Source organism: Roseibacillus ishigakijimensis (assembly GCF_016595415.1).
Classification (GTDB): Bacteria; Verrucomicrobiota; Verrucomicrobiia; order Verrucomicrobiales; family Akkermansiaceae; genus Roseibacillus; species Roseibacillus ishigakijimensis.
The window spans coordinates 1-25291 of the sequence record NZ_JAENIO010000052.1 but is presented as its reverse complement, the minus strand read 5'-3'; the positions used below and the strand labels follow the sequence as shown (position 1 = coordinate 25291).

Below are 25291 nucleotides of genomic sequence, written 5' to 3'. Positions count from 1 at the left end.
TTAACAATCCCCACCTCAAGGCCAAGGACCGCAACGAGTTTCTCGCTTGGCTCAAATCGCCTTTTCACCCCTCAATTTTTGTCGTGTAGTGTGATGGTTTTTTGGAGTCCAATAATAACGAATTAAAAGAGTTACTTAAGGGTAACATGTTGGAATGAGTATGTTTTTTGGTGTGTGTCCTAAAGTTAGTTTAGTGTCAATGTGGAACTAGGAAGTAAATATAAAAGTATAATTTGAGAGTTGTGGTCTGGAATGAGTTTTAGTTGCGAGTCATGTAATTCTACCAAATTCTGGCTCATGTCAAATAATAAAAAAATGAAAATTATATGATTAATCAATTGCCTTCATCAAGGCGGACAAATCTCAATTTGATTCTGTTGTATATTTTGTTTCTAGTTGCTTCCTGTGAGAAGGAAGAAAGTATCAAAAATGAAAATGCAGAGTCAGATTCTGTGTCCGGTGCAGATTTTGATACTATTGGAAAACATAGTTATGGAGTGAGTTCGTGGATTGAAAGGGAGGATGATGCGAATAGTAAGTTGGATGCAATCGGAGTATTAATTTCTGGTGATGGTGAAGGTGCAACTATAGGGCAGATGCGCCGTTTCTTTGATCGGATTGGTCAAGAAGATCCAAGTCTTTTTAAGGAATGGTATGTGCAGAATATCCCGACGGATCAATTAAAGTTGAGGCATGATATGAAATATAGAATCTTTCTTCAGTATTTTGCCCGGTATGATAGGGATGGATTCATGGAAATGATAGTAACTTCTCCTGCAAGTGAGATGGCAGCCTTTCGTGGTGATGCTTTGAGTATGGTATTCTCATTTATCAAGAATGATTCAGATATTGTAAAAGCTAAAAATTTGTTATTGAAAAACATATCGGAGTTGTCGGACAAGGAAATCGGAATTGCGAGGTTGGGGTTAGCGCGGAGCGCTGCGGCAATTGATCCTGAAGCTGCACTTGAAATTCTGAGGGAAGAGCCCGCCAATCAATTCATCGACCCTTTGCAGGGACTTGTGTTCTCCGAGATTCTGAAAAATGCGAAGTCCGGAAAAACTCCGTTACTTGAGTCACTGGATGACTTGACTGAACGTGAATCTCTCAATCTTCTAAGCTTTCAAGATAACGCGCAACTCTTGGCTGAGTTGGATGTGAGTTTGTCGGAAAAGCTCTTGAGGAATGTTGTTTTAACTACTAATAATGTCCAAGTGTTCGAGGATGTTCTTCGTGATCTTGTTTTGAGAGATGTAAATCGAACATTTGATTTTTTGAGTGATCTTCCGTCAAGCAAGATTAGGAATGAGATAATTAATAGTGTGTCTGTTTCTTTGGGTTTTAACGATGCGTCGAATGTTTTATCTCTTGTGGAGAATGTGCCGGAGGATATAAATGAGAGTGTTTTGCGGGGGGTTGCATTTGGTCAAGCAAGGAAAGATCTTGAAGGTGCTCTACAAGTTTCAAACGAACTAACTGGAAGGAAAAGGCAAGCCTTTCTGGAAGGGGCGTTGCTCGGTCACTCTGAACTCGATCCCCAGAGAACTGCCGAAGTTCTAGGGAAATTGGTTGAGAAAGATGAGGTTGCTATTGGGGTAGAGGTATTTACGGATGTTGGTCGAGTTTACGGGCAACGTTCGCCCGTTGAAGCAGCAGCTTGGGCTATGAAGTTGAACGGTGCGAATGGGCTTGAGGCAATGTCAGGTGTGGCTAAAGGATGGATTGATGAAGATATTACTGGGTTTGCAAATTGGTTGGAATCTCAAGAAAAAAGTCCTGCAATAAATGTAGCAGTCGAACAATTAGTTTTGGAGTTGGAGTCGAGTGATCCGCAATCGGCTAATTATTGGAGGGTTTTTTTGGAAAGAAAAAGATAGTAATTAATGGTTCTTTGCCGGGGTGTGCGCGAAAACTTCTAGCGTGATTTTCTCACAATTTTTGAATGCGAGGATATATAAATTATTTTATAGAATTAAATCTATCGTGATTTAATAAAGAGCTACTTTGTTTTTGGTTTTAAGCTTGCGGCGAAAATGGAGCCAGAATCTTGCGTTTGAGAAGAGAATGAGTGGAAGAGTTAAGACGGAAGTTTTTTACCAAGTAAGTTTTTTCCATGCCAGAATCTTATGCTTTCGAAGGGTTCGCTAATCGTGTGAATTGTTGGGCGAGTGCGCGTCTCAAGTGGGGGGAGGACTTTCTTCTGCGGTGGGTGAACAATCAACATTGTCCCGTCTCTTTTTCCCGTTTGTTTGAGGAAAAGGAGGGTTCAGTGAGTGAGGAAGCGGGCGAATGGAAAGACTATGATTATCGTGATGATGAGGAGGGGCATTGTCATTATTTTCTGACTGGTGGAGCGACGCGGGATCAGGTGCGACAAGTTTATGAGGAGATCATGGATTGCTGTCTCTTGCCTGCTCTGCCCATTGAGCCGGGCCCGGCCATCGCGTTGCATTATCGGAAGTTCATTGCTTGGGAAAAGGCACCGCCGGAGTTCTGTGTCGAAATGGCGAGCTGGTTGGCGGATCGCACGGGGGTTGCGCGAGTGTTGGTTGCTTCGGATCACGATCCAACGGCGGAGGAAATTCTCATTCAATTAGAGGAAAGGGGATTGCGAAGCGAGGTTCTTGCGGCGGGCAGTGGATTGGCTGGGGACTTCGATCGCGATGAGCAGCGCGTGCGTGACTTTGTGCAAGTCTGGCGGACCCTGACCTCGTGCCGGTGGGCGGTGAGCAATGCGATCTCTTCCACCGTGCTGGATGCTTCGAGGGCTTTGGGACATGAAGTCTGGTCCTTTGGCTCAGTGGGGGCCCGCACGGACAATCGTTGTGAGTTCTTTACTCGCTTTGGTTTTGATGCGCTCACCATTCCATCCCGCGAGGAGTGAAGAACAAGTGCTTCCCAAGAATTTGCTTTTGGGGGAGGCGAATTGATTTTTGGGACTGCTTGGCGAGGTGGGTGGGGGGAGAGAAAAGGGCGCAAAAAAACACCCGCTGTCGCCAGCGGGTGTTGGGGGGCGGGTTGGGCTCTTGGGGTCAATTCCGGGGTCAATTCCGGGGTCAATCAGTTCAGGCGCAGGGCGAAGTAGCGGGTGCGGCCCTGGTAGTAGACGTAGAGGAGATTGTTGCCCTGGTCGCGGAGCAGTTCGCGAGCTTGATCGAGGGACTCCACTTCGCGCTTGTTGATTTCCAAGATGACGAGGCCGGGCTGGAGGTAGCGGGCAAAGGGGGAGCCGGGGGCGACCTCGGTGACGACGAGTCCGCTCACTTCACTGGGAATGCCGTAGGTCTCGCGGAGGCTGTCATTGACGAGATTGGCCTGCACGCCTTCCACGAACTGGCCGTCGAGGGCGAGGCTTTCTTCCGGGTCGGCTACTTGCACTTCGAACTCCTGGTCTTTGCCGTCGCGGCGAACGGTGACCTTGAGAGTGTCGCCAAGCGCAGTGGAGGCCACCGCGAGACGGAGGTCGTTGGGGTTGGTGATGGCGTTGCCGTTGATGCTGGTGATGATGTCGCCGTGCTGGAGGCCGGCTTCTTTGGCGGGGAAGCCGTCGATCACTTCCTCGATGAGCACGCCCTTCACGCCCTTGGCTCCCATGGCCTCGGCGACCTCGGGTTCGAGAGGGCTCATGCGGATGCCGATATAGCCGCGTTTGACTTCACCGGTTTCGGTCAGGCGCTGGGCGACATCCACGGCGAGATTGGCGGGGATGGCAAAGCCGAGGCCATTGGAGCCGCCGGAGCTGGAGACGATGGCGGAATTGATACCGATGAGGCGGCCTTCGATGTCGATGAGGGCACCGCCGGAGTTGCCCCGGTTGATGGCGGCATCGGTCTGGATAAAGTCCTCGTAACCGTCGCGGCCGTAAATGCCGATGGAGCGCCCGGTGGCGGAGACGATGCCGGAGGTTACGGTGAGGCCCACGCCCATGGGGTTGCCGATGGCGAAGACGATGTCGCCGACCATGATTTCCTCGCTATTGGCCACGGTGGCGTGGGGAAGGTCTTTGCCATCGACCTTGATAACGGCGATGTCGGTCTGAGGGTCGCGGCCGATGAGCTTGGCCTCCATCTCGGTGTCGTCACTCATGCGAACGAGGATCTCGTCGGCCTCGCCGCCATCGCGGGTGGAGATGACGTGGTTGTTGGTGAGGATGTAGCCATCGGGGCTGATGATCACGCCGGAGCCCACGCCTTGGGGGACTTTTTCCTCCTGCACTTGGCCGTTGCCTTGGTTGCGGGGGGCGGGCATGCCGAAGAGCTGGCGAAGGATGCGGTCCTCCATGGAGCCGCGGCCGCCGCCACGGGCATAGCGCACGACCTCGGCGGTGGCTACGCTGACCACGGCCTTTTTGGCGTCAGCCAGCATAGGGGCATAGCTGGTGGGGTGGGTGCCGCCGGTGCGCTCGATGGCGGTGGAATCACTTTTGATGACGAGGGGGGCGGGCTGGTCATCCTTGTCCTGGGCGACGAGGAAGCCGCTCACTGCGGCCACCGCGCCTACTGCGAGGGGAAGAAAAATACGGGATGTTTTTTTCATAATGGTTTGCTTGCGAATAGAGGGGTTCGTTTTCTTCAAGAGGGGTGACTGGGAAATAAATTTCGTGAATTTTCCCATCTGTCAAATGAGAGGAGGAGGGGATGCTTTTATTCCCGCGTCAAAGTCGCAGGTCGCGCAGTTTGCGAGGCGAAATCGTGCAGAAGTCGCCTCGGGCCCTTTGGAGATAGGAGGAAAAGGGAAGGGGAGGTTCTACTCAGGTGGTTGGTGGTGAGTTTCTTGTTCGTTTTTCGGCTGTCTGTGGTGACTCTTGGCGCGGTTTTCGCGTCGAAAAGGGTGTTATGAAAATGAATCTGTCCACTTGGTTTCTTTTGGTGACCCTCTTCATTGGAGTGCTGGGGCTGATCCTCGCAGCTGGGACGGCTACGGTGGTGGAAAGCGTCCTTCTCCTGGCTTTTCTCCTGATTACGGGGGTGTTGGCTTGGGCTCATCAGAGTCAGGGCCATCGTGCCTGAGACTTTCCGCCACGAAAAACCCCCGGCCCTCATGAGAGGACCGGGGGTGGAATTCCGCGTGGGTGGATGGCGTTTTTCACCCACATCAAGTTGCTGGTGCTATTCGCTCACACTGGCACGCAAAAAGCCTTTTCCGCTCAAACCATCGGAAGCGGTGAGGCTGAAGGTGCGATACTCGTAGCCGCTGGGGGCAGCCGGGAGGCCGGCGGTCACGGGCGGAGTTACCACGCTCACTGCGGAAGAGAAGTCCTGGAGGTCCAGGGAACCTTGCACGGTGTAGGTGATGCCGTCGTGGCTGGCGCTGGGCGAAGGCGTTCCCGCGAAGGCCGGGGTGCCACTGCGCACGGCCATGGTGTAGAGGAGTTCGTCTTGGCTGTTGCCATTGCTATCGGCAATGATCTCCGTGGCCAGGGCCAGTGAGGAGGAGTCGTCAGGGAGTCCTCCGAAGGCGAACTCCACGAGGTTGCTCTGCCCGTCGCCATCGGGATCGGCGGTGGCCCCAACGAGGGCAGGATCGCTTTCCCCGGGGTAATAGGTGGCGATCCAGGTTTCGTAGGGATTGGCAATGACGGGGCCGACGCGCAGGGTGCCGGTGCCTGTGATTGCTCCAGGGTGGGTGGAGCTGTCGTAGTCGCCATCCGGCAATGCGGTGCCGTTGATGGTCAGGGCCACGAGCCGGTCCACCTGTCCGTGGGGCAAACTCACCGAAGCGCCGCTGGCAATGGTCAAGGTGCCGGCGTCGCCAAAGATGGGATTGGTCGTTTCCAAGACTCCTTCGCTGACGGTGGTGTCGCCGGCGTGCCCGCTGGCCGCGCCCAGAATGAGGGTGCCGCTGCCGATTTTTTCCAAAGTTCCGCTACCGGAGAGCGGGGCGACGGTGGTGAGGGTGTGCGCCTGGGTGTCGATAGTGCCCCCGGCCGCTTGCAAGACGGAGGTGAGGTTGCCAGTGAGGAAGGTCGCATTGTCTTCGTTAGCTTGCAGGGTCCCCCCGGCGAAGTTCACGGTGGCTGAACCCGCGCCGCCATTGAGCGAATTGGCAGTGAAGAGGCCTCCTGTTTCGATGTTGAGAACCCCGACCGAGGTGGCATTGGTGCCCAGGGTGACGACGCTGTTGAAGGAGGCCGAGCCTGTTCCATTCACCGTGAAAGTGCCTGCGCCATTTTCGCCAATGAGGACGACCCCGCCATCAATGGTGGAGCTGAAGACTCCGCCATTGACCTCCACCGTGCCGGTGGCGCCATTCTGCAGGCCGAGGACGATGTTGTTTTGGGCCGTGAAGCTGCCCCCGTTCATGACAAGTGAGCCCGTTGAGGTCACAGTGCCGGTGCCTTCGCCTTTGCCGATGAAGACCACCCCGGTCGCGGTGGCGGAGGCCGAGTCGTTGATGGTCAGGGTTCCTTGTCCGCCGTTGCCGTCGCCGATATTGAAGTCGCCAGCATTGTCGGTGAAGACCGCGTTGTCGTTCAAGGTCACCACACCGACTGCGTTGGTGGCTGCTCCATAGCCGGTGCCGATGGCGAGCCAGGAGCTGCCCAAGGTGACCGAGGAGGTGTCGTTGAGAGTGACCTCGGCGGTGGTGTCTGTTCCCATGCCGACCAGTAGACGATTTGTGCTGAGGGTGGATCCGTTGCTCAAGGTCATTACGGTATCGGCGTTGGGGCTTTCACTTAGGAAAGCGAGGTCTCCGTTGGTCCAGTCAGAACCCGAGAGTGTGATGTTGGTGAGGTTGTCATTCGCGGCGAGGCCATTGTTGAAGCCCGTGCTGAAGCTTCCGCTGGTCACGGTTGAATCGGTCACGGTGATAGTCGTTTCCACTCCCGAGCCAATACCGCGACTGATGGCAAAAAAGCCGCCGACATTGAGAATGGAGTCTTCCACCAGGAGGTTGGCTTCTACTCCTTCGATCGAGCCGACCCAGAGTTCGCCGGGGATGTTGTTGGATTGATCGCCTTCTTTGCCGTTGCCGAGGAAGGTCCAGTCGGCCTCGGCAATGGCCAGGCTGGGGTAGCCAGTGCCGCCGAAGGTGTTTTCCGTCAGAGAGGTGACGGTGATGTTGCCTGCGCCGGATTTGGTGAGGCTGCCGCCCTCTGTTCCGCCCGCGTAGGTACCGGTGAGGGTGAGGTCGTTGGCGGTAACGAGAGCGCTGCCATCGCCAGTGACGGTGAAGCCGCGATCAAAATTCGCGACGGCGGGGCCCGAGTAGTTGAGGGTGCCGCCTGCGAAGACGAGGTTGGCGGGATCCGCAGTGGCGGCACCAAGGGGGCCGGGGACCCCGGCAGCGGTGAAGGTGTCGATCGCGACGATGCCTCCTCCGAGCGTAGTGACGCCAGTGTAGCTGTTGGCCATGCCTCCGTCGATGGTCAGGGTGCCCTCATTGTTGGCGGGGATGCCGTTGACCTTGGAAAGTCCGGTCGTGCCGGTGATCACGCCGCCGCCGCTGCTCAGGGTGTAGTTTTCAAAGTCGTTTTCAAAGAAGATGGCTCCCGGGGTCAAGTCTTCGGTCACCACCACCTCATAGTTGAGAGCGCTGTCGTCGAAGGTGGCGGAGAGGCCGTTCTCAAAGGCAATCTGGTCGTTGGTGGCCTGGTCGACCCAGTGGAGGTCGCTCAGGTTCCAGTCACCACTCGCTTCCGTGCCTTCCCAAAGGGGGGCCGGGGCGATGAGGGAGAGTTGGATTTCGCTACCAGTGTCCACGATCACGCCGTCGGCGGTGATGGTCTCGGGCAGTGTGCCGATTTGCCAGGTGGCGGTGCCGGTCTTGGTGGCTCCGCTGTAGTCAATGAGGGTGTAGGTGCCTGTAGCCAAGTCAACTCCATCGAGATTGACGGTGATGGTGCCATCAATGGCGAAGGTGCCGCCATCGACGATGATGGGAGCTCCGGGGACGGAGAATTCGGCATCCAGGTAGTTGAGGTGCAGGCGGGAGGTCGCCCCCGTCAGGCTCAGATTGGTGGGTTGGACATAATCGCCGGGGACAAGCACCCGCACCCCGAAGCCGGCATCGTCTGCCACCGTGATGTCACCAGAGGCCGGGACGTTGAAGCGGGCACCGACGATGAGATCGCCGGCATTGACGGTCATGTTGCCGCTGTAAATGGGATTGTCCGCACTGAAGGTGAGAGAGCCCAAGCCATTTTTAACAATGCCGCCCGAGCCTTCCAGATTGGAAGTGCCGCTGACATTGAAGCCGGCGGTGTCGACTTCCATATCGGAGAGCAGGTTGACAGTGCCTCCGCTGAAGAACTCTTCGCTATCGGCTGTGACGGTGATGAGTGTACCGTTGACATTGATAGTGGAGGTGCCCGCGCCGGAAACGATGCTGTGGGTGTGGAGTTCACCGCCATCGAGATTGAGGGTGCCATTGCCCGCTACCGCGACGTCGATGCGGGGGGTGGTGAGCAGGCCGTCGGTGAGGTTCAGGGTGCCGCTTCCGCCGGTGTTTTCTCCCAGCATGATGGTGTTGGTCTCGGTCCACGTGCCGCCGGACATCGTCATCGTGCCATTGGCGCCACCGGCTCCGATGGTGGTGAAGCCTTGGGTGGTCGAGGTGGTGAGGGTGCCTCCGGTGAGGTTGAAGGTCCCGTCATGGGGAACGCCGTCGGTGGTCCCGATACCGGGGACAAACCAGCTGCCAGTGGTGAGGGAGCCGCCGGACATGGTGAATTCCCCCATGCCACCCGAACCGATGAAGAACTGGCCGCTTGCATTGATGGTTCCCTCCGTCAGGGTGCCGCCGCCGCTGCCAATGCGGACATTGCCTCCGGTGGTGGTCAGAGAGCCATTGTTGGTGACATTGATGGTGGCCATGCCATTGCCGTCAAGGGCGGCAACGGAGATGGTTCCCCCGTCCACATTGAGAGTGCCGTTTCCCCCGTCTTCGCCCAATCGGATTTGGTTGTCGGAAATGTAGTTGGCACCGGCCAGGACATTGAGGACTCCGGTGCCTCCCAGGTGGCCCACGCGCAACCACTTGGTGGAGGTGTCGATGCTACCGCCAGATTCGATGGTCAGCACGCCGCTGGTGCCGTCGCCACTGCCTACCCAAGTGTCGGCTGCGGTGGCGACCACGGCGGTGCTGATGATAGGGGTCTGGCCGTCAGCGGCGATGTTGACGGTCCAGTTGCCATTGGCCGGGACACCGTCGGGATCCCAGTTGGCGTCGTCGGTGAAGTTTTGGGTGCTTGCGCCGAAGTCCCAGGTTGATTGGCCGAAGGAGAAGGAGGCCAGTCCTGTGTAAGTTCCCACCAGAAGGAGGGAGAGTTTGATGGTTTTCTTCATGGTTTTTTGGATTGGGTTTCGCCCTTGCCGAAATAAAGAGCGGTGACAAATTGCCGTTGGAAATGAGGGATAGGGTAGTCCCCATTTTCACCTTAACAGCATAAACCTGTTTTCTTTTATCGCTAGGGGGAACGCGCCAAGACTGTGTAAAATGGCGACTTTATGGGCGTGGTGGGTCCGTCGGTAGGTGGGATGGATGGGGAATGGCGCTTGTTTTTCGGGGAGAAACTGAGAATTTCCCTCCATGTCTTTAGGGTCCTCGCTTTGGCCTGCCTTGCTGGTATTGGCTGGTGTTTTCGCTTTCATCGGGAAGCAGGATTCCGCAGGGCAATCGGCCAGTGGAGAGTTGGCGGCTGGCCCTTCGTCGGTGCGACCCGATGGGAGCGTGGCCTTTTCTCCCCTCGCGGCCGGCCTGCCTGGTGCGACGGTTTATTTTGTGCGCGATGAGGAGGGGGAGGTGACGGTGCAGTGTCTTTCGACGGAGAAGGGAGAAGAGGAGACGCTCGCCAAATCGCTCGGGACACCGGCGCGACCGCAATATCTGACGCAATGAAGCTCTTTCTGGTTTTCGTGCTGTTTCTCATTCCGGGGGGAGTGGGCGCTCAATTTTCCCTCCAATATCTTGATGGCGCGGGTAGTGGCTTTTTTGCCGGGGAAGCGGTCACTCCGGTGGGGGGGAATGAGGGCACCACCTTGGGTGAGCAGCGGCGGCTGGTGCTGGAGGAGGCGGTGCGCATTTGGGAGGAGTATCTGGAGCTGGCGGGGCCGGTGCGCATCGACGCCCGCTTTTCTGCTCTGGGCTGCAGCACGGTGGCCAATGCGGTGGTCGGCTCTCTCCTGCGGGACTTTCCGGAGGCGCCCGAGCCCGCCACCTGGTATGTCGCAGCTTTGGTCAATCACTTGGCCGGGGAGGATCGCTTCCCGAACCAAGGGGAGATTCTGATCACGGTGAACCGCAATGTCGCGGGCAGTGCGGCATGTCCCTTCGGGCCCCGCTTTTACTACGGGCTGGATAGTGAAACTCCGCCGGGGCAGGTCAACTTGCTGGCGGTGCTGCTGCATGAGATCGCGCACGGGCTGGGCTTCACCTCCTTTGTCGATGGCAATGGCGAACCCCTCGAGGGCTATCTGGATGCCTTTTCCCGCTTCATTTTCGATGAGCAAGCCAATGCTTCTTGGGAGGCCTTGGGTGCTGCCGAGCGGACGACGGCCGCTTTTCGCCCGGCTCTTACTTGGCAAGGGCGGGGCACCCGGTTGGCCGCACCCCATGTGCTGTCGCGAGGGCCGGAGGTGATCAAGGTGGAGAGCGGGGAGCTGGTGGTGCTGGCTCCTCCGGCGGCAATCGGCATCCCGTGGCCGGAAGACCCGCTGCAGGCGCCGTGGATTGTGGTCGATGACGGGGTGGACCCGGCGAGTGACGCCTGTTCGGCTCCGTTTCTGAATGCCGCCGCCATCGCCGGGAAAGTGGCCCTCATCGATCGGGGGACTTGCCCTTTTGTGGAGAAGGCGCTCCGCGCCCAAGAGGCGGGGGCGGTGGCTGTCATTATTGCCAATAATGTGCCCGACGAGCCCTTGTTGGTGGGAGGGGAGACCAATCCGGTGACCATCCCGGTCCTGGGGGTGACCCAGGCCCAGGGGGCGGCATTGCGGGCCCTTGCGGCGGGGAGCGAACTCGTGTTCACGAGTGGCGAGGGGGGGAGTCTTGCCCGGCGACCCTTTCTCAATACCCCTGCCACTTTTGAGGCCTCTTCTTCGCTTTCCCACTGGGCTCCGGAGATGACGCCGGACTTGTTGATGGAGCCGTCGATCTCGCCCAGTGCCGATGCCGTGCCCGATCTGTGCCTGACGGTGCTCCGTGAGATGGGCTGGACGGTGCGCAACATTCCCTTTCCCCATCTGGACTACGAAATGTGGTTGCAGGATAATCCGCTGAGCCCCCCAGAACCGGGGGCCGATGCCGACGGCGATGGGGTGAGCAACTTCGAAGAATACGCCCGGGGAACGGCGGCCGATGAGAGGCGGAAGCGGCCGGGTTTGTCCTTCGCCGATGGGGCGGTGGTTTTTCGCCTCAATCATCAGGCGGGCGATGTGGCCTGGGAGGTGGAGGAATCATCTGATTTGCAACAATGGGGACCCTTGCTGGGAGGGGAGCGCGAGGAAGTGTCGGAAGTGGCCGAGGAGCCCTTGTTGCGGGAATGGGCCCAGCCGGTGGGGGAATTGGAAGGGAGGCGCTTTTTCCGCCTGCAAATCAGAGGGGACGGCCTGGACTAGATGGGGATGACGCCACGGTCGGAGGCCAGGTAGTCCATGGAGCGATCATGGGGCTCGGCCGGGACCCGGGGGAGAAGCTGCGAGCTGTAGGTGATGCCGATGGTCGGGGTCATGGGGATTTCGGCCAGGAAGCGGTCGTAGTAGCCGGCTCCTTGACCGAGGCGGCGGCCCTTGAGATCGAAGGAGAGGCCGGGGACGAGCACGAGGTCGAGATCCTGCGCCGCGAGGTGGGGGTGGATGCGGGGCTGGGGCTCACGGATGCCGAAGGTGCCTTTTTCCAAAGTGGCGGGATCGGTGACCACATGAAAGGCGATTTCGTAGCGGTTGAGGACGAGGGGGTAGGCGAACTGCCGGTCGGGAAGGAGCTTGGCGAGAAGCGCGATGTCGGGCTCGTTGGCCATGGCGGCATAGGTGCCGATGCGCCGGGCATTGGGGAAGCGACTCTTGATATACTCCGCTAGCCGATGCACCAGCTCCGAGGAGCGGCGCTCGTGCTCGCTCCGGCTCAGGCGCGCAAGGGTTTTGCGCGCCAGCTCACGGAGGCGTTTCTTCGGGGGGGGAGTCACCATACGGTTGAAAATTTGTGCCTGATAGTTCCCACGTTCGTTCACGACATGCAAGCTTTCCCTCACCTGTCAGGAGGTGGTGAGACGCCACCCCCAAGCCACTGCCAGCAGGCCCAGGGCCAGGGAAGCCATGATGTTGAGGCAGGCCAGGCCCGGCGAGCCCTCCCGCAGAAGGGCGAGATTGTCGGAGGAGAAGGTGGAAAAGGTGGTGAATCCGCCCAGAAAGCCCACTATCACGAAGGGGCCCAGCCAGCCGGGAGCTGTTTTTTGGGCAAAGCCCGCCGCCAGTCCGATTAGGAAGCAGCCGAGAACGTTGCAGGCTAGGATGCCGAGGGGAAAGCGCCCTCCCAACCACTGGGTGAGGACGGAGTTGAGCCCGTAGCGGGCCACGGCTCCCAGTCCGCCTCCCAGGAAAACAAGCACCAGGTTCATGAGGCTAACGAGTGGCGGCGAGGAGCTCCCTGACTTTGCAAAAATCCTTCACCCCGGGGGCCGACTCCGCCCCGGAAGCGACGTCCAGCCCGGCAGCAGTGGTGGTGGCGAGGGCCTCCGCCGCATTTTCTGGCACGATGCCGCCAGCCAGCAGAACGGGCAGGGGGGCGGCGAGGCGGATGAAGGCGGCCGCTTGCTCCCAGTCGATGGTCTGTCCGGTGCCGCCGTAGACCCCGGGGGCATGGGCATCGAGGAGGAGGGCGAAGGGCGCATCCTGCCCGGAGGCCAGCGCTTGGTAATGTGCGGCCACGGTCTCCAAGTCGGCATCCCGGGATAAAGCGAGCGAGCGGATGGTCGGGATGCCTTCGGCAAGCAGCGTCTCCAGTTCTTCGTCACTCTCATCACCATGGAGTTGCACCCCATCGAGTGCGCCCGAGGCATGCAGACGGGGGCCGAGTTCGCGGGCATTGTTGACGAAGACGCCCACGCGCACGATTCTCCCGCGCAAGGTGGGCAGAAAGGCGGCGGCGTCTTGCTCGGAGCAAAAGCGCTTGGAGGGGGGCCAGAAGTTGATGCCCATGGCGGGCACCCCCAAGCGCACGAGCTCCTCCGCGTCGCGGGCGGTGGTGACTCCGCAAACTTTCAGCGAAGGAGGGGAAGTTGAGAAGAAGGGAGCGAGGCCGTCCATGGCACAAGCTTGCCAGCGGAGGGCTATTTTTCAGCAAAAAAAAGGCGCACCCGGAGGCGCGCCCTTGCAAAGAGGGTGGGATTGCCGACGGGCTAGCGCTTTCTACGCAGCAGGGCGGTGGCTCCGAGAAGGGTCAGCAGCAGGCTGGAAGGCTCGGGAATGGCATTGGCGTTGATGCTGAAAGTCGGGGAGTCGGTATAGTTGCCCGACTCATCCACGATGCGGAATTCGGCAGTGTAGCTGCCCAGTTCCGCTTCCGCAGGCAAGCGCAGCTCGATGTCGAGGATCTCGTCGAGTTCCAGATGCTCGGCCGAGCCGCCTACGGCCATGGTGTGGGTGTGATCACCGTGCCAAAAGAGAACGGTCAAGTTTTCCGAGCCGGGACCGAGCAGTGCAGTCAGCTCGAGGTGAAAGTCTCCTGCCGGACTCAGAGCAGTGGTGTAGCGGGATTGTGAAAAGGGAGAGATATCCATGGCTGCGAGATTGAAAGTTGCCGTGCTGCCGCCGGGGACAAGGGTGAAGGGCGCGGGGATGTGGCTGCCCGGATCGCCATTGTTCTGCGAAAAAGTGTGGTAGTGGTCTCCGTGAAGGTCTCGCACCATGATGCGGTCGAAGTTGGTGGAACCGGAATCGGTGTCCACCCCGAAGGCGAGGTGAAGGGCCGAGTGTGCGGTGGAAGTGGTCCAGGCGAGGACGAGGGGAGCGAGAATGAGCCCTTTGTGGCTCAGGGTGAGAAGACGTTTCTGAGAAGGATTCTTCATGATGTTGTTAATTGGAGTGGATCCAGCGATCCACGAATGGCCGCCATCGGAAGGTGGCGGCCCCGCTAGGTAGGATTAACGCCATAAAAATGCAATAGCAATTTTGTGGCGTTTTCTTATCGGTAAAAATACGTCCCCCCGTATTCTCCCAAGTTCTCATTCAATCCGGTCCGATGAAGCTGGCTCTCTTGCTGGAAAAGCGCGTAGCACGGCCAGGCTGATTGTGCTGCTGTGAGGACTTTCATTGATTAGTTGTCAGCCAGTGGAAATTCTCGCCGCGCGTTGTCCTTCCGCCTTTGACCAGAAGGGGTCTCTTCCCGGTATTCGCAAAAAAAAGGCGCACCCGGAGGCGCGCCCTTGCAGGGAAGGTGGGATTGCCGACGGGCTAGCGCTTTCTACGCAGCAGGGCGGTGGCTCCGAGGAGGGTCAGTAGCAGGCTGGAAGGCTCGGGAATGGCCCCGACCGAGATGGGGTCGTCAGCGACATCTGCCACCGCCCACTCGTGGATGGTGCCTACGCCGTTAGCGGTCAGGGTGACCCGCATCCAGCCAAAGTGGGTGTCGCCCTCATTGCGAAGCTGGAAGCCGAGGTAGCCCTGCTCACCTGAGGCGAACTGGCCGGCGGAATCCCCCAGATGCTCCATCCCGGGCCCGCCCGAGGCTCCCACCCCGTCGGGGCCGAAGGTCAGGCTCAGGTCCACGCTGGTGCCGGGCAGCAGGTTGCGCACCGGGCTGGTGGCCTCCGTGCCCGTGCGGGCGGGGAGGAAGTCGCCGCTGGTGCGCAGTCCCGCGCCACCGAGGAAGAAGTTCACATCGGTGGAGGTGAAGTCGTCGTCCGGCGTGGTCTGGGAAGCTCCGGTGAAGGGATCGAGGGAGACGCCGTCGAGTCCGGCGGGAATGTCGATATTCTGGAGGCCGCTCCAGATGATGGCTGCGGAGGCAGCCGGAGCCAAGCCCGCGAAGGCGGCGAGAGTAAGGAATGTTTTCATGAGGTCGGTTTTCAAAGGTATTTTGCAAGGTTTCGAGAGGTCATTCCGCCGTGTCGACGACGACTTGGAAGAAGCGGGCTTTGTCCAGTTGGGAGGTGAAGTAAGGCAGGGTGACGCGCACCACTTCCATTTCGCCATCTTCACCCACCACTTGGAGGCCTCCTTCGACAAACTCCCAGGAGCCTTCACTGAGGTCGGGCGAGGTCTGCACCCGGTAGCGCAAGCCCTGTGCGGACGCGTCTTTGCGGCGCAGGAAGGTGAGGGTGAGGTCGACGGCGTTGGGGGCCGCTTCCACTTGGAAGGACTCCGTTCCGCGGGTCATGACCTCGCCTTCTTCGCCCAGCACCAGCTCGGTGATTTGCCCGGGCACGAGACCGTAGGCGTAGGCCAGGATGGTCTCGTCGCTGGCAGGCTCGACATTGTAGCTGGCGGCAAAGGTCGCGAGACTGAGCCCGGCCAAGACATCGTCGAGACGGAGAGCGACGTTCTGGATGCGTTCGTCTTGTTCACGGGCCACGTCCACCTCTTCGTAGGGAGAGGTCTCGGGGAAGCGGGCCGTGAGATACTCGGCGAGGGCATCTTGCTCAGAGTAATCATCGGCAAAGGTCGCCTCTCCGGTTTGGGTCTCCGTGGTGATGATGCGCTGGTCAATGCGTGCCAGGTCTTCCTCGTTAGCAACTGCTCCCCGGGTGGCATCGGTATTGATGTTAGGGAAGGGATAACCGTCTCCGGCCCCGATGTGATTACCTTCGTCGTCGAAGGCCGGGGAGGAGAGGAAGTCGAGGGTCACCATGCGGAAGGTTTTCTCCGGGTCTCCGGCCAGTTCTCCATGGGCGGCGAGGATTTCCACCACGTCGCCAGCGTCGTCCACGAGGGCGGCACTGATGAGGCGGTCCCCGGCGGGGGCGCTTTCGTCGTAGCTGAACGTGATGCCCGCCACCTGGGGGAAGCGACCGCTGACGGAGGGGAGCGCTCCCACCCCGTGTTCGAGGAGGGCGAGCACTTCCGCCTTGGTCAAGGTCATGAGACGGAGTCCGTTGTTGAAGGCCAGAGCGGTCTTGATGGCGTTCTCGCTAATACCTCCCTCCGGACGCCCGCTCAGCTCGTTGGCCTGGGGCGCACGCCGGGTGGCTTCGGTGTCACCGGGCAGAACTACGGTCTCCCCGATGCTGGCGCGGATGCCGCCACCGTTTTTCAGGGAAAAGGCGACGGTGGGGTCCACTTCGCGGGCTGCCATCAGATTGGCGTCAGCGGTCAGGTTGCCGAGGTTGGTCTCTTGCGTGCGCACCCCGTCCAGAGGTCCACCGGAACGGTTGCCATTGAGAAACTCGGTGGTGATGCCGAAGTAGTTGCCATCGGTGGCGATGATGTTGGCCGCGATTTCATCGGCGATGCGCTGCACCTCAGGGTCGGTGAACTCAGCCGCCGCGAGGTCGCTCACCCCTTGTTCGTCGGTGGCATAGGCTCCGCTGATGGAGGCATCGTAGCTGCTGGGAACCAGAGCCCCCGCACTGTCGAAGTCGATGACCAGTCGTCCCAGATATTTGTAGGAGCCGTCGGTATTGACCACCGCGATGGGTTTGCCATCGGCCGCCGTGCTCCAGAGCGGGTAATCGCCCTGCTTGTTGTCCCCGGCGCGGAGGCGGTCGTTTTCGTCGAAGAGGCGGGTGTTGGAGCCTCCAGCCACAATGATGTCCACGTCGCGGAGGCGGGTGGCCAGGGCTTGTTCGATATCAATGCGCTGCATGTGTGCAAGGAGGATGACCTTGTTCACCGCCGGTTGGGCCATGAGCAGGGCGTCGACATCGGCCTGGATCTCGGCCGCGAGGGCATCCAGCTCGCCCTCGCTGGGAGTGCCTCCGAAGGGCGAAGGAGCGATGCCCAGGGTGCCGGGGCTGGAGATGGAGGCCAGCGTCGGGGTGGTCGCGCCGACAACGCCGATAGGCTCGCCATTGACCTCAATCACGGTGGTGGCCGCTACCGAATTCGCAGCCGGAGCGGCGTGGTCTGCGGTGGCGAGAGGGGCCATGGCGCTGTCCGCCGCAAAGGAGAGGTTGCCAGAGAGGTAGGGAAATCGGGCGCCGGCAAAGTCGCCGTCCAGAATGTTCCCCTTCGCCGAGCCATCAATCAAAGCCGCCAGCACGTCGGTGCCGAAGTCGAATTCGTGATTGCCCAGCGCAATGGCCTGGATACCCAGTTCGTTCTGAATCTGGATGTCCCCGATGCCCGCCGTGCCGTAGACTTCCTCGGAAGCCGAGTAGAAAAGCCCGGGAATGATGGCATCGCCGGAGGACAAGGTCAGGGTGTTGTCCGCGAGACCGTCGTCGCCCAAGTCCTCGTCGCGCAGCTTGTTCAAAATCGCGGAGAGGCGGGGGGCATCGTGCACGGCTTCGGCGCCCGCTTCCTGGTCCGCGAGGTGAAAGAGCTCCAGAGTGAAGGAGCGCTCGGCGTCGAATTCATACGTGGTCAGGGTGTTGCTCACCTCATTGGTGACGAGGAGCAAAGGCTGGCCGTTGGGGCTGTCGGAGGCACTCACGAAGACCAGGCCTTCCGGCGCCTGGTCGCCCTCGGTGCGGATGTATTGCACGAAGCAGACCTTTTCCAGATCAGTGATGTCGTAGACCATGATGCCGCCAGTGCGCTCCAAGCCGACGAAGGCGTAGGTGCGCCCGTTCACAGAGCCGAGGGTGAGACCTTCGGGCTCGGGGCCCTTGTCATCGGAGCGGGAATCGAACTCGTCGGGATCACTCTCGTCGGAGTTGAACAATTCGGGCAGGAGAGCCGCCGTCAGGCGCTCGAAGTCGTCGCCACTGTCGTAAACCACTTCGCCGTTGCTTTTGAAAATGGTGAAGGAGCGCGCGCCGAAGGCGTGCAGCACGTCGATGTCGCCATCGCCATCGCTGTCGCCACTCACGCTGGAGAACTTGAGGCGTCCCAGGTTCTCGTCGGCAAAGAGGTCGCCATCGCTCCAGAGGTTCGCGTCCAGCAGGCCATCCTCGAAGAGATCAGCCCCTCGTTCTTCATCCACATCGCGGCCGTCTCCTTCGTTGGCGGTCACGAAGTAGGTTTCCCCGTCCACCTCGTAGGTGGCGATGTGATCGGGCATATACATCCCGAAGATGGGCCAGTTGCGAATCTCGATGCCGCTGTCGCGATTGCTCGCATCCAAGCCCGCCCCCGCCAGACTGTGGTCTTTCAGGCCCAGAGGAAGGATATCGGTGAACTCGGCATTGGCGAGGTCGAGCACGGCCACGGCATTGTTTTCCTGCAATGTGACAAAGGCGGTGCTGCCGTCGGCAGAAAGGGCGATGGCCTCGGGCTCGAGGTCTTGCGACACCGTCAGGTCCTCGTCTTCATCGACCGCGTCCTCCGCCGAAGTCACGGCGGGATAGAGCCGCACTCCCGCCGCCCGCAGTTCGTCCGCCTGACTATCGAAGGCGTTGAAGTCGGCAATCACGGCGGTGGCATTGGCCACGCCATCGCTCAAGTCGATGATGCTCACCGAGCCCTCGGGGTTGGGCAGAATGAGAGGGTCGTTCTCATCCGGATCCGCCGATTCCCCTTCGTTGGCTACCAGCAGTTTGTTGCCGTCGGCGGTGAAGACGATTTGGTCCGGCAGGGAACCCACGGTGACGGTGTTGAGCAAGGTGCCATCGGCCCCGTAAAAGCGCACCGCACCGGGCTGGGTGGAATCAGTGCCATTGACCACCGCAACTGCGACCACTCCGCTCCCGGGTTGCACGGCGGTGGAGGTGATCTCGGCATCGCCTGCGAGGATGGTCGCGCTCACCACCGGATGGGCGGGATCGCTCAGGTCGACTAGCTGGAGACCGCCTCCCGAAGTCACATAGATCGTCTCGGAGACGGGGTCAAAGGCACCAATCTCCGCGCCATTGGGCAGAGTGGCGGTGCTGAGTTCGTGCAGGACGCGCGAGGGCCCTTCGGCGGCAGCCGCTCCCAAAGCGAGAGCGGAACAATAACTGGTGAGAGTGAAGACGTTCATAACACTTGCAAAGGCCGACCTCCGCTAGGAAAGCAATGGTTCGGCTCTGACAAGTGTTGAAAAAGAGAGAGAATTTCCCGAAGGGTCAGGAGAAAAGAGGTGACAGTTTGGTGACCTGCCAAGGGCAGGCACACTATTTGGGTTTGGCCCAGGCCGGGCGCTCCTCGATAGTGTAGTCACATCTCAGCAGGTCTTTGCCATCGCGCAGGATGGTGAGGGTCACCGCTTCACCCACTCCATACATATAGAGCCATTTCTGAAAGTCAGCGACCGAGTTGAGGTAGTTGTAGGAAAACTGCAGCAAAATGTCGTTCTCCTTGAGTCCCAGTTTCTCGGCGGGACCGCCGGGCCAGATTGCCTCCAGCGCGACGCCGCCCTGATGCCCTTTGCTGGTCGGAAAATAATTCTCCTGCTCCGCAGTCAAGGCTTTCACCGAAAAGCCCGTCCACGGTGAACGTAGACTTTTCTTGAGCTTGAGGGTATCATAAATGTTCAAGCAAAGGGATATCGGCAAAACATGGGTCTCGTGCAAAGCCTCTTCTTCGATATGTTCTTCATCTTGCGTGGGCTGGAAGCCAGTGTGAATGGCCAGGACGCGACCACTTGCCGGGTCAAAGATCGGCCCGCCTGCTAGAGCGGGGGAAAGGTCCAGATCAATGCGGAACATAGTCGATGAAAGGCTTTCCTGATAGCATTCGCGCGTGTTGAGTCCAATGATAGCACCAGTGGCGATCGCCCTTTCTCCACCCGTTTCCCAAGCCTGGCAAGCGGCCACTTTTTCCCCGAGTTCCGGGAGATGGGTGGGGTCGAGATGAGCGGCTGGGAAGGGGCCGTCCCCCACCAGCTGAAGAATGCCCAGATCGAGGGTGGGCTCGATGCCAATCACGCGCACCTCATAGCTTTCCTCCCCCAAGTGAGCCTGCAGGTGAGGGAGCAGCACTCCGCTGGTCGGATCAGTGAGATTGCTGAAATTGCTCAGGAGAAAGCCCTCTTCTTCGGTGATGAATCCCAGCGCGCGATTGACGGGCTGGTCCTGTTCTGCCGGCGAGGTGTGGTAGCCGCTCAGGAGAACAAGGGGCGGGCTGGTTACTTCGGCGGCGAGGGCGAGGAGGCTGCTCGTGAAAGTCAGCAGGAAAATGCGGATGCTCATTTGGCGAAGGACTGGTTGAAGGGGTTGCTCTCCGTGCCCCGGGTGATTTTGAGAAAGCCGTGGTCGGTAGCCTGGTGGCATTGGTTGCAGCTCTGCACCACCGTGTCCAGCCCGGTCAAAAGGTCGTCCCGGGAGCTGTCGTCTTCGGTCAAAATCGTCTCCATGCGGGCGAAGGCAGGCAGCGCCATGCGTCCCACCAGCAGCGCGATGGGATGGCCCTCATACTCCGGCACCTCGCGCTGGATGGTCTCCAATTGCACCTGACTTTCGTAGCGATAGAATTGCGCCAGTTCCCGATTGTCGGCATCGGCCGCCAGCGCCATCTTGTGGGTCAAGCGCCCGAGTTCGCTCATGTAGCCCGCCAGCTCGGGAGGGGTCTCCTCCACCACGGGCTGCAGAGCCGGGCCGAAGTTCTCTTCTTCCTCGTTCTGCGCAGCGCCCTGCTCCATCAGAATGACCCAAAGGGGAAAAAGTAAAAATCCGCAACAAAGCAACAATCCCGACGGAGCTTTCATGGCCAGACTCTCGGCAAGAGCGTGTTCGCCGTCAAGACTCCGCAGGGCGATTGGAAGATTCGCTTGTCTGAGGGTTCTTCATCCGGCTTCAATTGTCCTCAAAAAAGCGATCCTTTTGCGGTTGTCTACTAGCCCCGAAGGAAGTGGAGACAAATCAGAAAAACTCGGCTAGTTCTTTCCCCGTGGAGATGATTCGAATTCGGGGGGCACGGCAGCACAATTTGCAGAATGTCGACGTCGATATCCCGCGCGGCAAGCTGGTGGTCATCACCGGGCCCAGTGGCAGCGGTAAGTCCAGCCTCGCCTTTCACACCCTCTACGCGGAGGGGCAGCGGCGTTACGTGGAGAGCCTTTCGGCCTATGCCCGGCAGTTCCTCGACCAATTCGAGAAGCCCGATGTCGATGCCATCGAAGGCCTCAGCCCGGCCATTGCCATCGAGCAACGCGGGGGGCGGGGGAACCCGCGTTCGACCATCGCCACCGCGACCGAAATCCATGATTACCTGCGCATTCTCTACGCCGGGGCGGGGATTCCCCATGATCCGGTGACGGGAGCTCGGTTGGAGAAAATGACCGCTGCCGAGGTGGTCACGCGGTTGATGAACGAGCCCGAGGGGGCGAAGGTGATTCTGCTCGCGCCTTTGCCAGCGACGGCGGGGGCCGATGTCGAGGGACTCGCGGGGGATCTGCGGCGACAAGGCTTTGTGCGCCTGCGTTTGAATGGCGAGATTTATGAGCTGGATGACGGTGTGGCGGGCTGGCCGCCGTTGTTGGAAAGCATTGAGGTGGTCGTCGACCGCTTCGTGGTCAAGCCCGGAGCCGAGAGCCGCCTGGCGGACTCGGTGGAGACCGCTTTGCAAATCTGTGGGCAAGAGGCGCGGGCCCTGGTGATGCCCAGGGGCGGGCGCGAGTGGAGCGAGCGCTCCTTTGCCACCAGTTGGCGCAATCCTGCCAATGGCTTCGAGCTGGGTGCTCTCACTCCGCGTCGCTTCTCCTTCAATTCCCACGAGGGCGCTTGTCCGGTGTGTCACGGTCTCGGCCGCGAGCTCTTTTGCGATCCCGACCTCATTGTGCCGGACCAGGATTTGTCTCTGGGGGAGGGGGCGGTGAAGGTCTGGACCAGTGGCTCCGGCAAGCGCAAAGGCTGGAACCAGCTCCACATCGAGGCCCTGGCCGCGCACGATGGGGTCGACCTGGAAACGCCATTCCGCGACTTGCCCCCTGCTTTCGTGCGACGACTTTTCCACGGCACGGGGGAGGAGGTGGTGCCGGTGCGCTGGGAAAAGGACGGCGACGTGCGGAATTTCGAGAAGCCCTACGAAGGGGTCTGCGTGCAGGTGGAGCGGCTCTATCGCGAAACCGAGAGCGAGGGCGTGAAGCGCAACATGGGGCGCTATCTCACTTGGCAAAAGTGTGCGGCCTGCGGGGGGGATCGGCTGCGGCCCGAGTTGTTGGCAGTGAAGCTTTTTTCGGAGCACGAGAGCGAGGAAGGGCTGGGGATTGCCGAATTTTGCCGCCTCGATATCGCGACCGCCCGCCAATGGATGGAGACTCTCGCTCTGCCTCCCGAGCGGCAAAGTGCCTTGCGGGGAGTGGCCCGGGAGGTGGTCAAGCGGCTGCGCTTTCTCTGCGAGGTGGGCCTCGATTACCTCACTCTCGATCGCACCAGTGGCAGCCTCAGCGGCGGCGAATCGCAAAGGATCCGTCTCGCCACCCAGATTGGGGCCGGCTTGGCCGGGGTGCTCTATGTCCTTGATGAGCCGAGTATTGGATTGCATGCCAAGGACAATGAACGCCTCATCGGGGCCCTGCAGCGCTTGCGCGACCTCGGCAATACGGTGGTCGTGGTGGAGCATGATGAGGAGATGATCCGTGCGGCAGACTGGGTCATCGATGTCGGTCCCCGGGCGGGCGTGGCGGGAGGCCGCATTCTCTTCTCCGGTTCAGTAGGCGACCTTCTACAAGCGGAGGAATCGGTCACCGGGCAATGGTTGCGCGCCCCGGGCTGGCCGAGTTTTGACAAGCCCGAAGGCGGGAGCGAGCAGGTCCTGCGTATTGTGGGGGCGCGGGAGAACAACCTCGCGAATCTCGATGTCACCATTCCCTTGCAACGCCTGGTTGCCGTCACCGGGGCCAGCGGCAGCGGCAAATCGACCTTGGTGAACAGCATTCTCAAGCGGGCTCTGGCGCGGGAATTTCATCACGCCACCGCCGTGCCGGGGGAGCACGACCGCATCGAGGGCATGGAGCATTTGGGCAAAGTGGTCGTGGTCGATCAAAGTCCCCTCGGGCGCAGTCCGCGCTCGAATCCAGCCACTTACACCGGGGTTTTTGACGAGATGCGCAAGCTTTTTGCCCAGCTCCCCCTCTCCCGGCAACGCGGCTATCAGGCCGGGCGCTTTTCCTTCAATGTCAAAGGCGGACGCTGCGAAAAGTGTCAGGGGGGCGGCTCGCTGAAAATCGACATGCACTTCCTGAGTGATGTCTGGGTGCCCTGCGAGGCTTGTGGCGGCCAGCGCTACAACCGGGAGACGCTGGAGGTCACTTACAAAGGAAAATCAATCGCCGATCTGCTCGCCCTGCCTTGCGAAGAAGCGCGGGCTTTCTTTGAGAATATCCCTAAGATTCATCGTGTTCTGGAGTCACTCTGCGAAGTCGGGCTGGGCTATGTTCAGCTCGGGCAAGCGGCCAACACCCTCTCGGGAGGGGAGGCGCAGCGGGTCAAGCTGGCTGCCGAGTTGGCCAAGCCCAAGGCCCCGCACACCCTCTTTTTGCTCGATGAGCCCACCACGGGGCTGCACTTCCAGGATGTCGCCGTTTTACTCGGGGTATTGCGGCGTTTGCAGGAGGAAGGGCACTCGCTGGTGGTGATCGAGCATCACCTCGACGTCATCGCGGCCTCCGATTGGGTCATCGACCTCGGCCCGGGCGGGGGAAAGGAGGGGGGCCGTCTCGTCGCCGCTGGCCCGCCGAATGAACTCGCCAAAGTGGCAGAATCCGTCACGGGACGATTCCTCGCTGAGCGGTGAGTCGGTAGGGAGGTTTCGAAGCAAGGTGAATAGGCTAATATCCCACAGGAGTTGTTAGATTGGATGGGTTAAAAAAGTATTGCTGTTATTGATAATGTTTTTTTTGAAAATGAAGATTCAAACTGATGTTATACTGCCTAGTGAATGTGATGTTGGTCATGTGATTTCCGCTATTAATTCGTGTGCGGAATTGGCAGGACTGAGAGAAGTCCCAATGGGGAAAGATGGTCGTTACTGTCTTTGGGAGCCCGATCCTGTTGATGAGTGCAGTAGCATCGAGAAAATAGAAGGAAGGGGTTTTCAAAAAAACTCTTCAGTCACGTTAAAGTTTTCAACGAATTCTGAGTGTGCATATTTTTTCTGTGTGATGTTTTCTTCAAAAAATCGTCTCAACATTATTGACATTGAAAGTGATGGGCCATGGTGCACAATTGAGAATTTTGAACAAGGAGACTTGCCCGAGTGGCTCGAAAATTCCAAGCGTCTATATTCGCTCGCATGCTGCCTGCATGCTAAACTTAATGCTGTGAAAACTGTATCTTATTATGACGAATCTCCTGAGAACCCTCTCTTCTTGTTGCTTGCGGAGCGAGGAAATGAATCCACAGCTCAACCATAGCAGAGGCGAAGTGGCCAGTCCGTCTGTTAGCTGGCAAGCCATGGGGTAAAGCCTGTGAGTTGCGGGAGGGAGAGGCTCTGGGGGGGGCGCGACGAAGTGGCCATCGACCTTGATCTGGACAGGGGGGAAAGGAGGGTGGCCGTCTCGTCGCCGCTGGCCCGCCGAAGGAACTCGCCAAAGTGGTAGAATCCGTCACGGGACGATTCCTCGCTGAGCGGTGAGTCGGTAGGGATGTCACGCCGAGACATCCGCGAAAGAGGGGACGGTTCCCGAAATAGTCGATTGCGGTGGCGAGCAGAAAGGCCGTCGTCGCTGGATGCGGTTGTGAGGGGGTGGTTTGGCGGATGCTTCGGCGAGGCCTTCCTACCTTGGGCTCGGGCTAGCTCGAGAACCAACTGGAGCCTGTTGGCGACCGCCATAAAAACCCCAGACCCTGTCAAAACGCTCTCGTGAGACGCAGCCTACCCAATACTCCCGATGTCGACAACCTCGCCGTCGCCACCGTCGGGCAGGGGAAGTGGATGACCTTACGCGCCCTGGATTCCCTCGCTGATCCCATTCTCGCAGGAGCCGCTCGCGCTCAAATCGTGCCCGCTGTCTTTGAGGACCGGGCGCCCACCACCGCAGAGGCCGAGCTGAATCGCGCTCCACTTTCCTTGGGTCAGCTCAAAGCCATGGCCAAGCCGCTCTACGATATCCTCAATACCCGTTCTCCTCAATGGGTCCGCGACGAGTTGGCCCACTATGGCGTGCCCTCCTACCTCGCAAGTTCTGGACTCAATGCGAATTGGCGCTATCTTGCTAACGGTTACTACCCGTGGAACCCCACTGATACCCTCACCGCCATGAATGAGGCTCCCGCCACCCTCGGCCAAGTGAAGGCCGTTTACGCCCTCCGCTTCGAGGGCCTGAGCGGCCTGCCCCCGGGGCCCGACGCCGATCTCGACGGCCTCTCCGACAGCCTGGAGAACTATCTCGGAAC

At 59.4% G+C, this 25291-nt stretch carries 18 protein-coding genes; 8 read left to right on the top strand and 10 right to left on the bottom strand.

From position 1 onward, the window contains the following. Positions 1–326: 326 nt before the first annotated feature. Together JIN78_RS15255 and JIN78_RS15250 are read left to right on the top strand one after the other, a co-directional pair. Complete coding sequence (locus JIN78_RS15255) at positions 327–1877, top strand: hypothetical protein (RefSeq protein ID WP_200392858.1); 1551 nt, start codon at positions 327–329, stop codon at positions 1875–1877. 392 nt (positions 1878–2269) lie between these two features. Then, complete coding sequence (locus tag JIN78_RS15250) at positions 2270–2884, top strand: hypothetical protein (protein ID WP_200392857.1); 615 nt, start codon at positions 2270–2272, stop codon at positions 2882–2884. 176 nt (positions 2885–3060) lie between these two features. On the opposite strand, the gene JIN78_RS15245 is transcribed toward JIN78_RS15250, so the two are convergent. Continuing rightward, positions 3061–4536: a Do family serine endopeptidase gene (locus tag JIN78_RS15245; RefSeq protein ID WP_200392856.1), complete on the bottom strand. Its 1476-nt coding sequence runs from the start codon at positions 4534–4536 to the stop codon at positions 3061–3063. A gap of 305 nt (positions 4537–4841) precedes the next feature. Between JIN78_RS15245 and JIN78_RS15240 the strand changes: the two genes are divergently transcribed. Continuing rightward, positions 4842–5009, top strand: a complete 168-nt coding sequence (locus JIN78_RS15240) for a hypothetical protein (protein ID WP_200392855.1) — start codon at positions 4842–4844, stop codon at positions 5007–5009. Positions 5010–5108: 99 nt separating this feature from the next. On the opposite strand, the gene JIN78_RS15235 is transcribed toward JIN78_RS15240, so the two are convergent. Beyond that, on the bottom strand, positions 5109–9287 hold the full coding sequence (locus tag JIN78_RS15235; protein WP_200392854.1) for a beta strand repeat-containing protein: 4179 nt from the start codon (positions 9285–9287) through the stop codon (positions 5109–5111). A gap of 244 nt (positions 9288–9531) precedes the next feature. On the opposite strand from JIN78_RS15235, the gene JIN78_RS15230 reads away from it, so the two are divergent. Next, complete coding sequence (locus tag JIN78_RS15230; RefSeq protein ID WP_200392853.1) at positions 9532–9840, top strand: hypothetical protein; 309 nt, start codon at positions 9532–9534, stop codon at positions 9838–9840. Beyond that, positions 9837–11558, top strand: coding sequence for a PA domain-containing protein (locus tag JIN78_RS15225; RefSeq protein WP_200392852.1), 1722 nt, complete (start codon positions 9837–9839; stop codon positions 11556–11558). Before JIN78_RS15230 ends, JIN78_RS15225 begins: the two co-directional genes overlap by 4 nt. Here JIN78_RS15225 and JIN78_RS15220 read toward each other — a convergent pair. The 8 genes from JIN78_RS15220 to JIN78_RS15185 all read right to left on the bottom strand — a co-directional run bounded on the left by JIN78_RS15220 (position 11555) and on the right by JIN78_RS15185 (position 20661). Beyond that, the gene (locus tag JIN78_RS15220; RefSeq protein WP_200392851.1) at positions 11555–12127 is read right to left on the bottom strand and encodes a 5-formyltetrahydrofolate cyclo-ligase; all 573 of its coding nucleotides are present in this window, start codon (positions 12125–12127) and stop codon (positions 11555–11557) included. The two genes, JIN78_RS15225 and JIN78_RS15220, sit on opposite strands and share 4 nt — an antisense overlap. A 66-nt stretch (positions 12128–12193) precedes the next feature. Beyond that, the gene (gene crcB / locus JIN78_RS15215; protein WP_200392850.1) at positions 12194–12556 is read right to left on the bottom strand and encodes a fluoride efflux transporter CrcB; all 363 of its coding nucleotides are present in this window, start codon (positions 12554–12556) and stop codon (positions 12194–12196) included. Positions 12557–12560: 4 nt separating this feature from the next. After that, the gene (locus JIN78_RS15210) at positions 12561–13244 is read right to left on the bottom strand and encodes a phosphoribosylanthranilate isomerase (RefSeq protein ID WP_200392849.1); all 684 of its coding nucleotides are present in this window, start codon (positions 13242–13244) and stop codon (positions 12561–12563) included. 92 nt (positions 13245–13336) lie between these two features. Next, positions 13337–14005: a COG1470 family protein gene (locus tag JIN78_RS15205; protein ID WP_200392848.1), complete on the bottom strand. Its 669-nt coding sequence runs from the start codon at positions 14003–14005 to the stop codon at positions 13337–13339. A 385-nt stretch (positions 14006–14390) separates the two neighbouring features. Then, positions 14391–14993, bottom strand: coding sequence for a PEP-CTERM sorting domain-containing protein (locus JIN78_RS15200; RefSeq protein WP_200392847.1), 603 nt, complete (start codon positions 14991–14993; stop codon positions 14391–14393). Positions 14994–15033: 40 nt separating this feature from the next. Beyond that, a complete protein-coding gene (locus tag JIN78_RS15195; RefSeq protein ID WP_200392846.1) occupies positions 15034–18996 on the bottom strand; it encodes a choice-of-anchor I family protein in 3963 nt (1320 codons plus the stop codon). Positions 18997–19129: 133 nt separating this feature from the next. Then, positions 19130–20146, bottom strand: a complete 1017-nt coding sequence (locus JIN78_RS15190; RefSeq protein ID WP_200392845.1) for a S1C family serine protease — start codon at positions 20144–20146, stop codon at positions 19130–19132. Then, the gene (locus JIN78_RS15185; RefSeq protein WP_200392844.1) at positions 20143–20661 is read right to left on the bottom strand and encodes a hypothetical protein; all 519 of its coding nucleotides are present in this window, start codon (positions 20659–20661) and stop codon (positions 20143–20145) included. Before JIN78_RS15185 ends, JIN78_RS15190 begins: the two co-directional genes overlap by 4 nt. Positions 20662–20849: 188 nt before the next feature. Here JIN78_RS15185 and uvrA point away from each other — a divergent pair, with 188 nt between their 5' ends. The 3 genes from uvrA to JIN78_RS15170 all read left to right on the top strand — a co-directional run. Then, positions 20850–23690 (top strand): excinuclease ABC subunit UvrA, encoded by a 2841-nt coding sequence (uvrA, locus tag JIN78_RS15180; protein ID WP_200392843.1) that lies wholly within the window; start codon positions 20850–20852, stop codon positions 23688–23690. Between the two features lie 109 nt (positions 23691–23799). Continuing rightward, positions 23800–24309, top strand: a complete 510-nt coding sequence (locus tag JIN78_RS15175) for a hypothetical protein (protein WP_200392842.1) — start codon at positions 23800–23802, stop codon at positions 24307–24309. A 449-nt stretch (positions 24310–24758) separates the two neighbouring features. Next, a partial coding sequence (locus JIN78_RS15170; protein WP_200392841.1) for a hypothetical protein occupies positions 24759–25291 on the top strand: 533 nt, incomplete at its 3' end.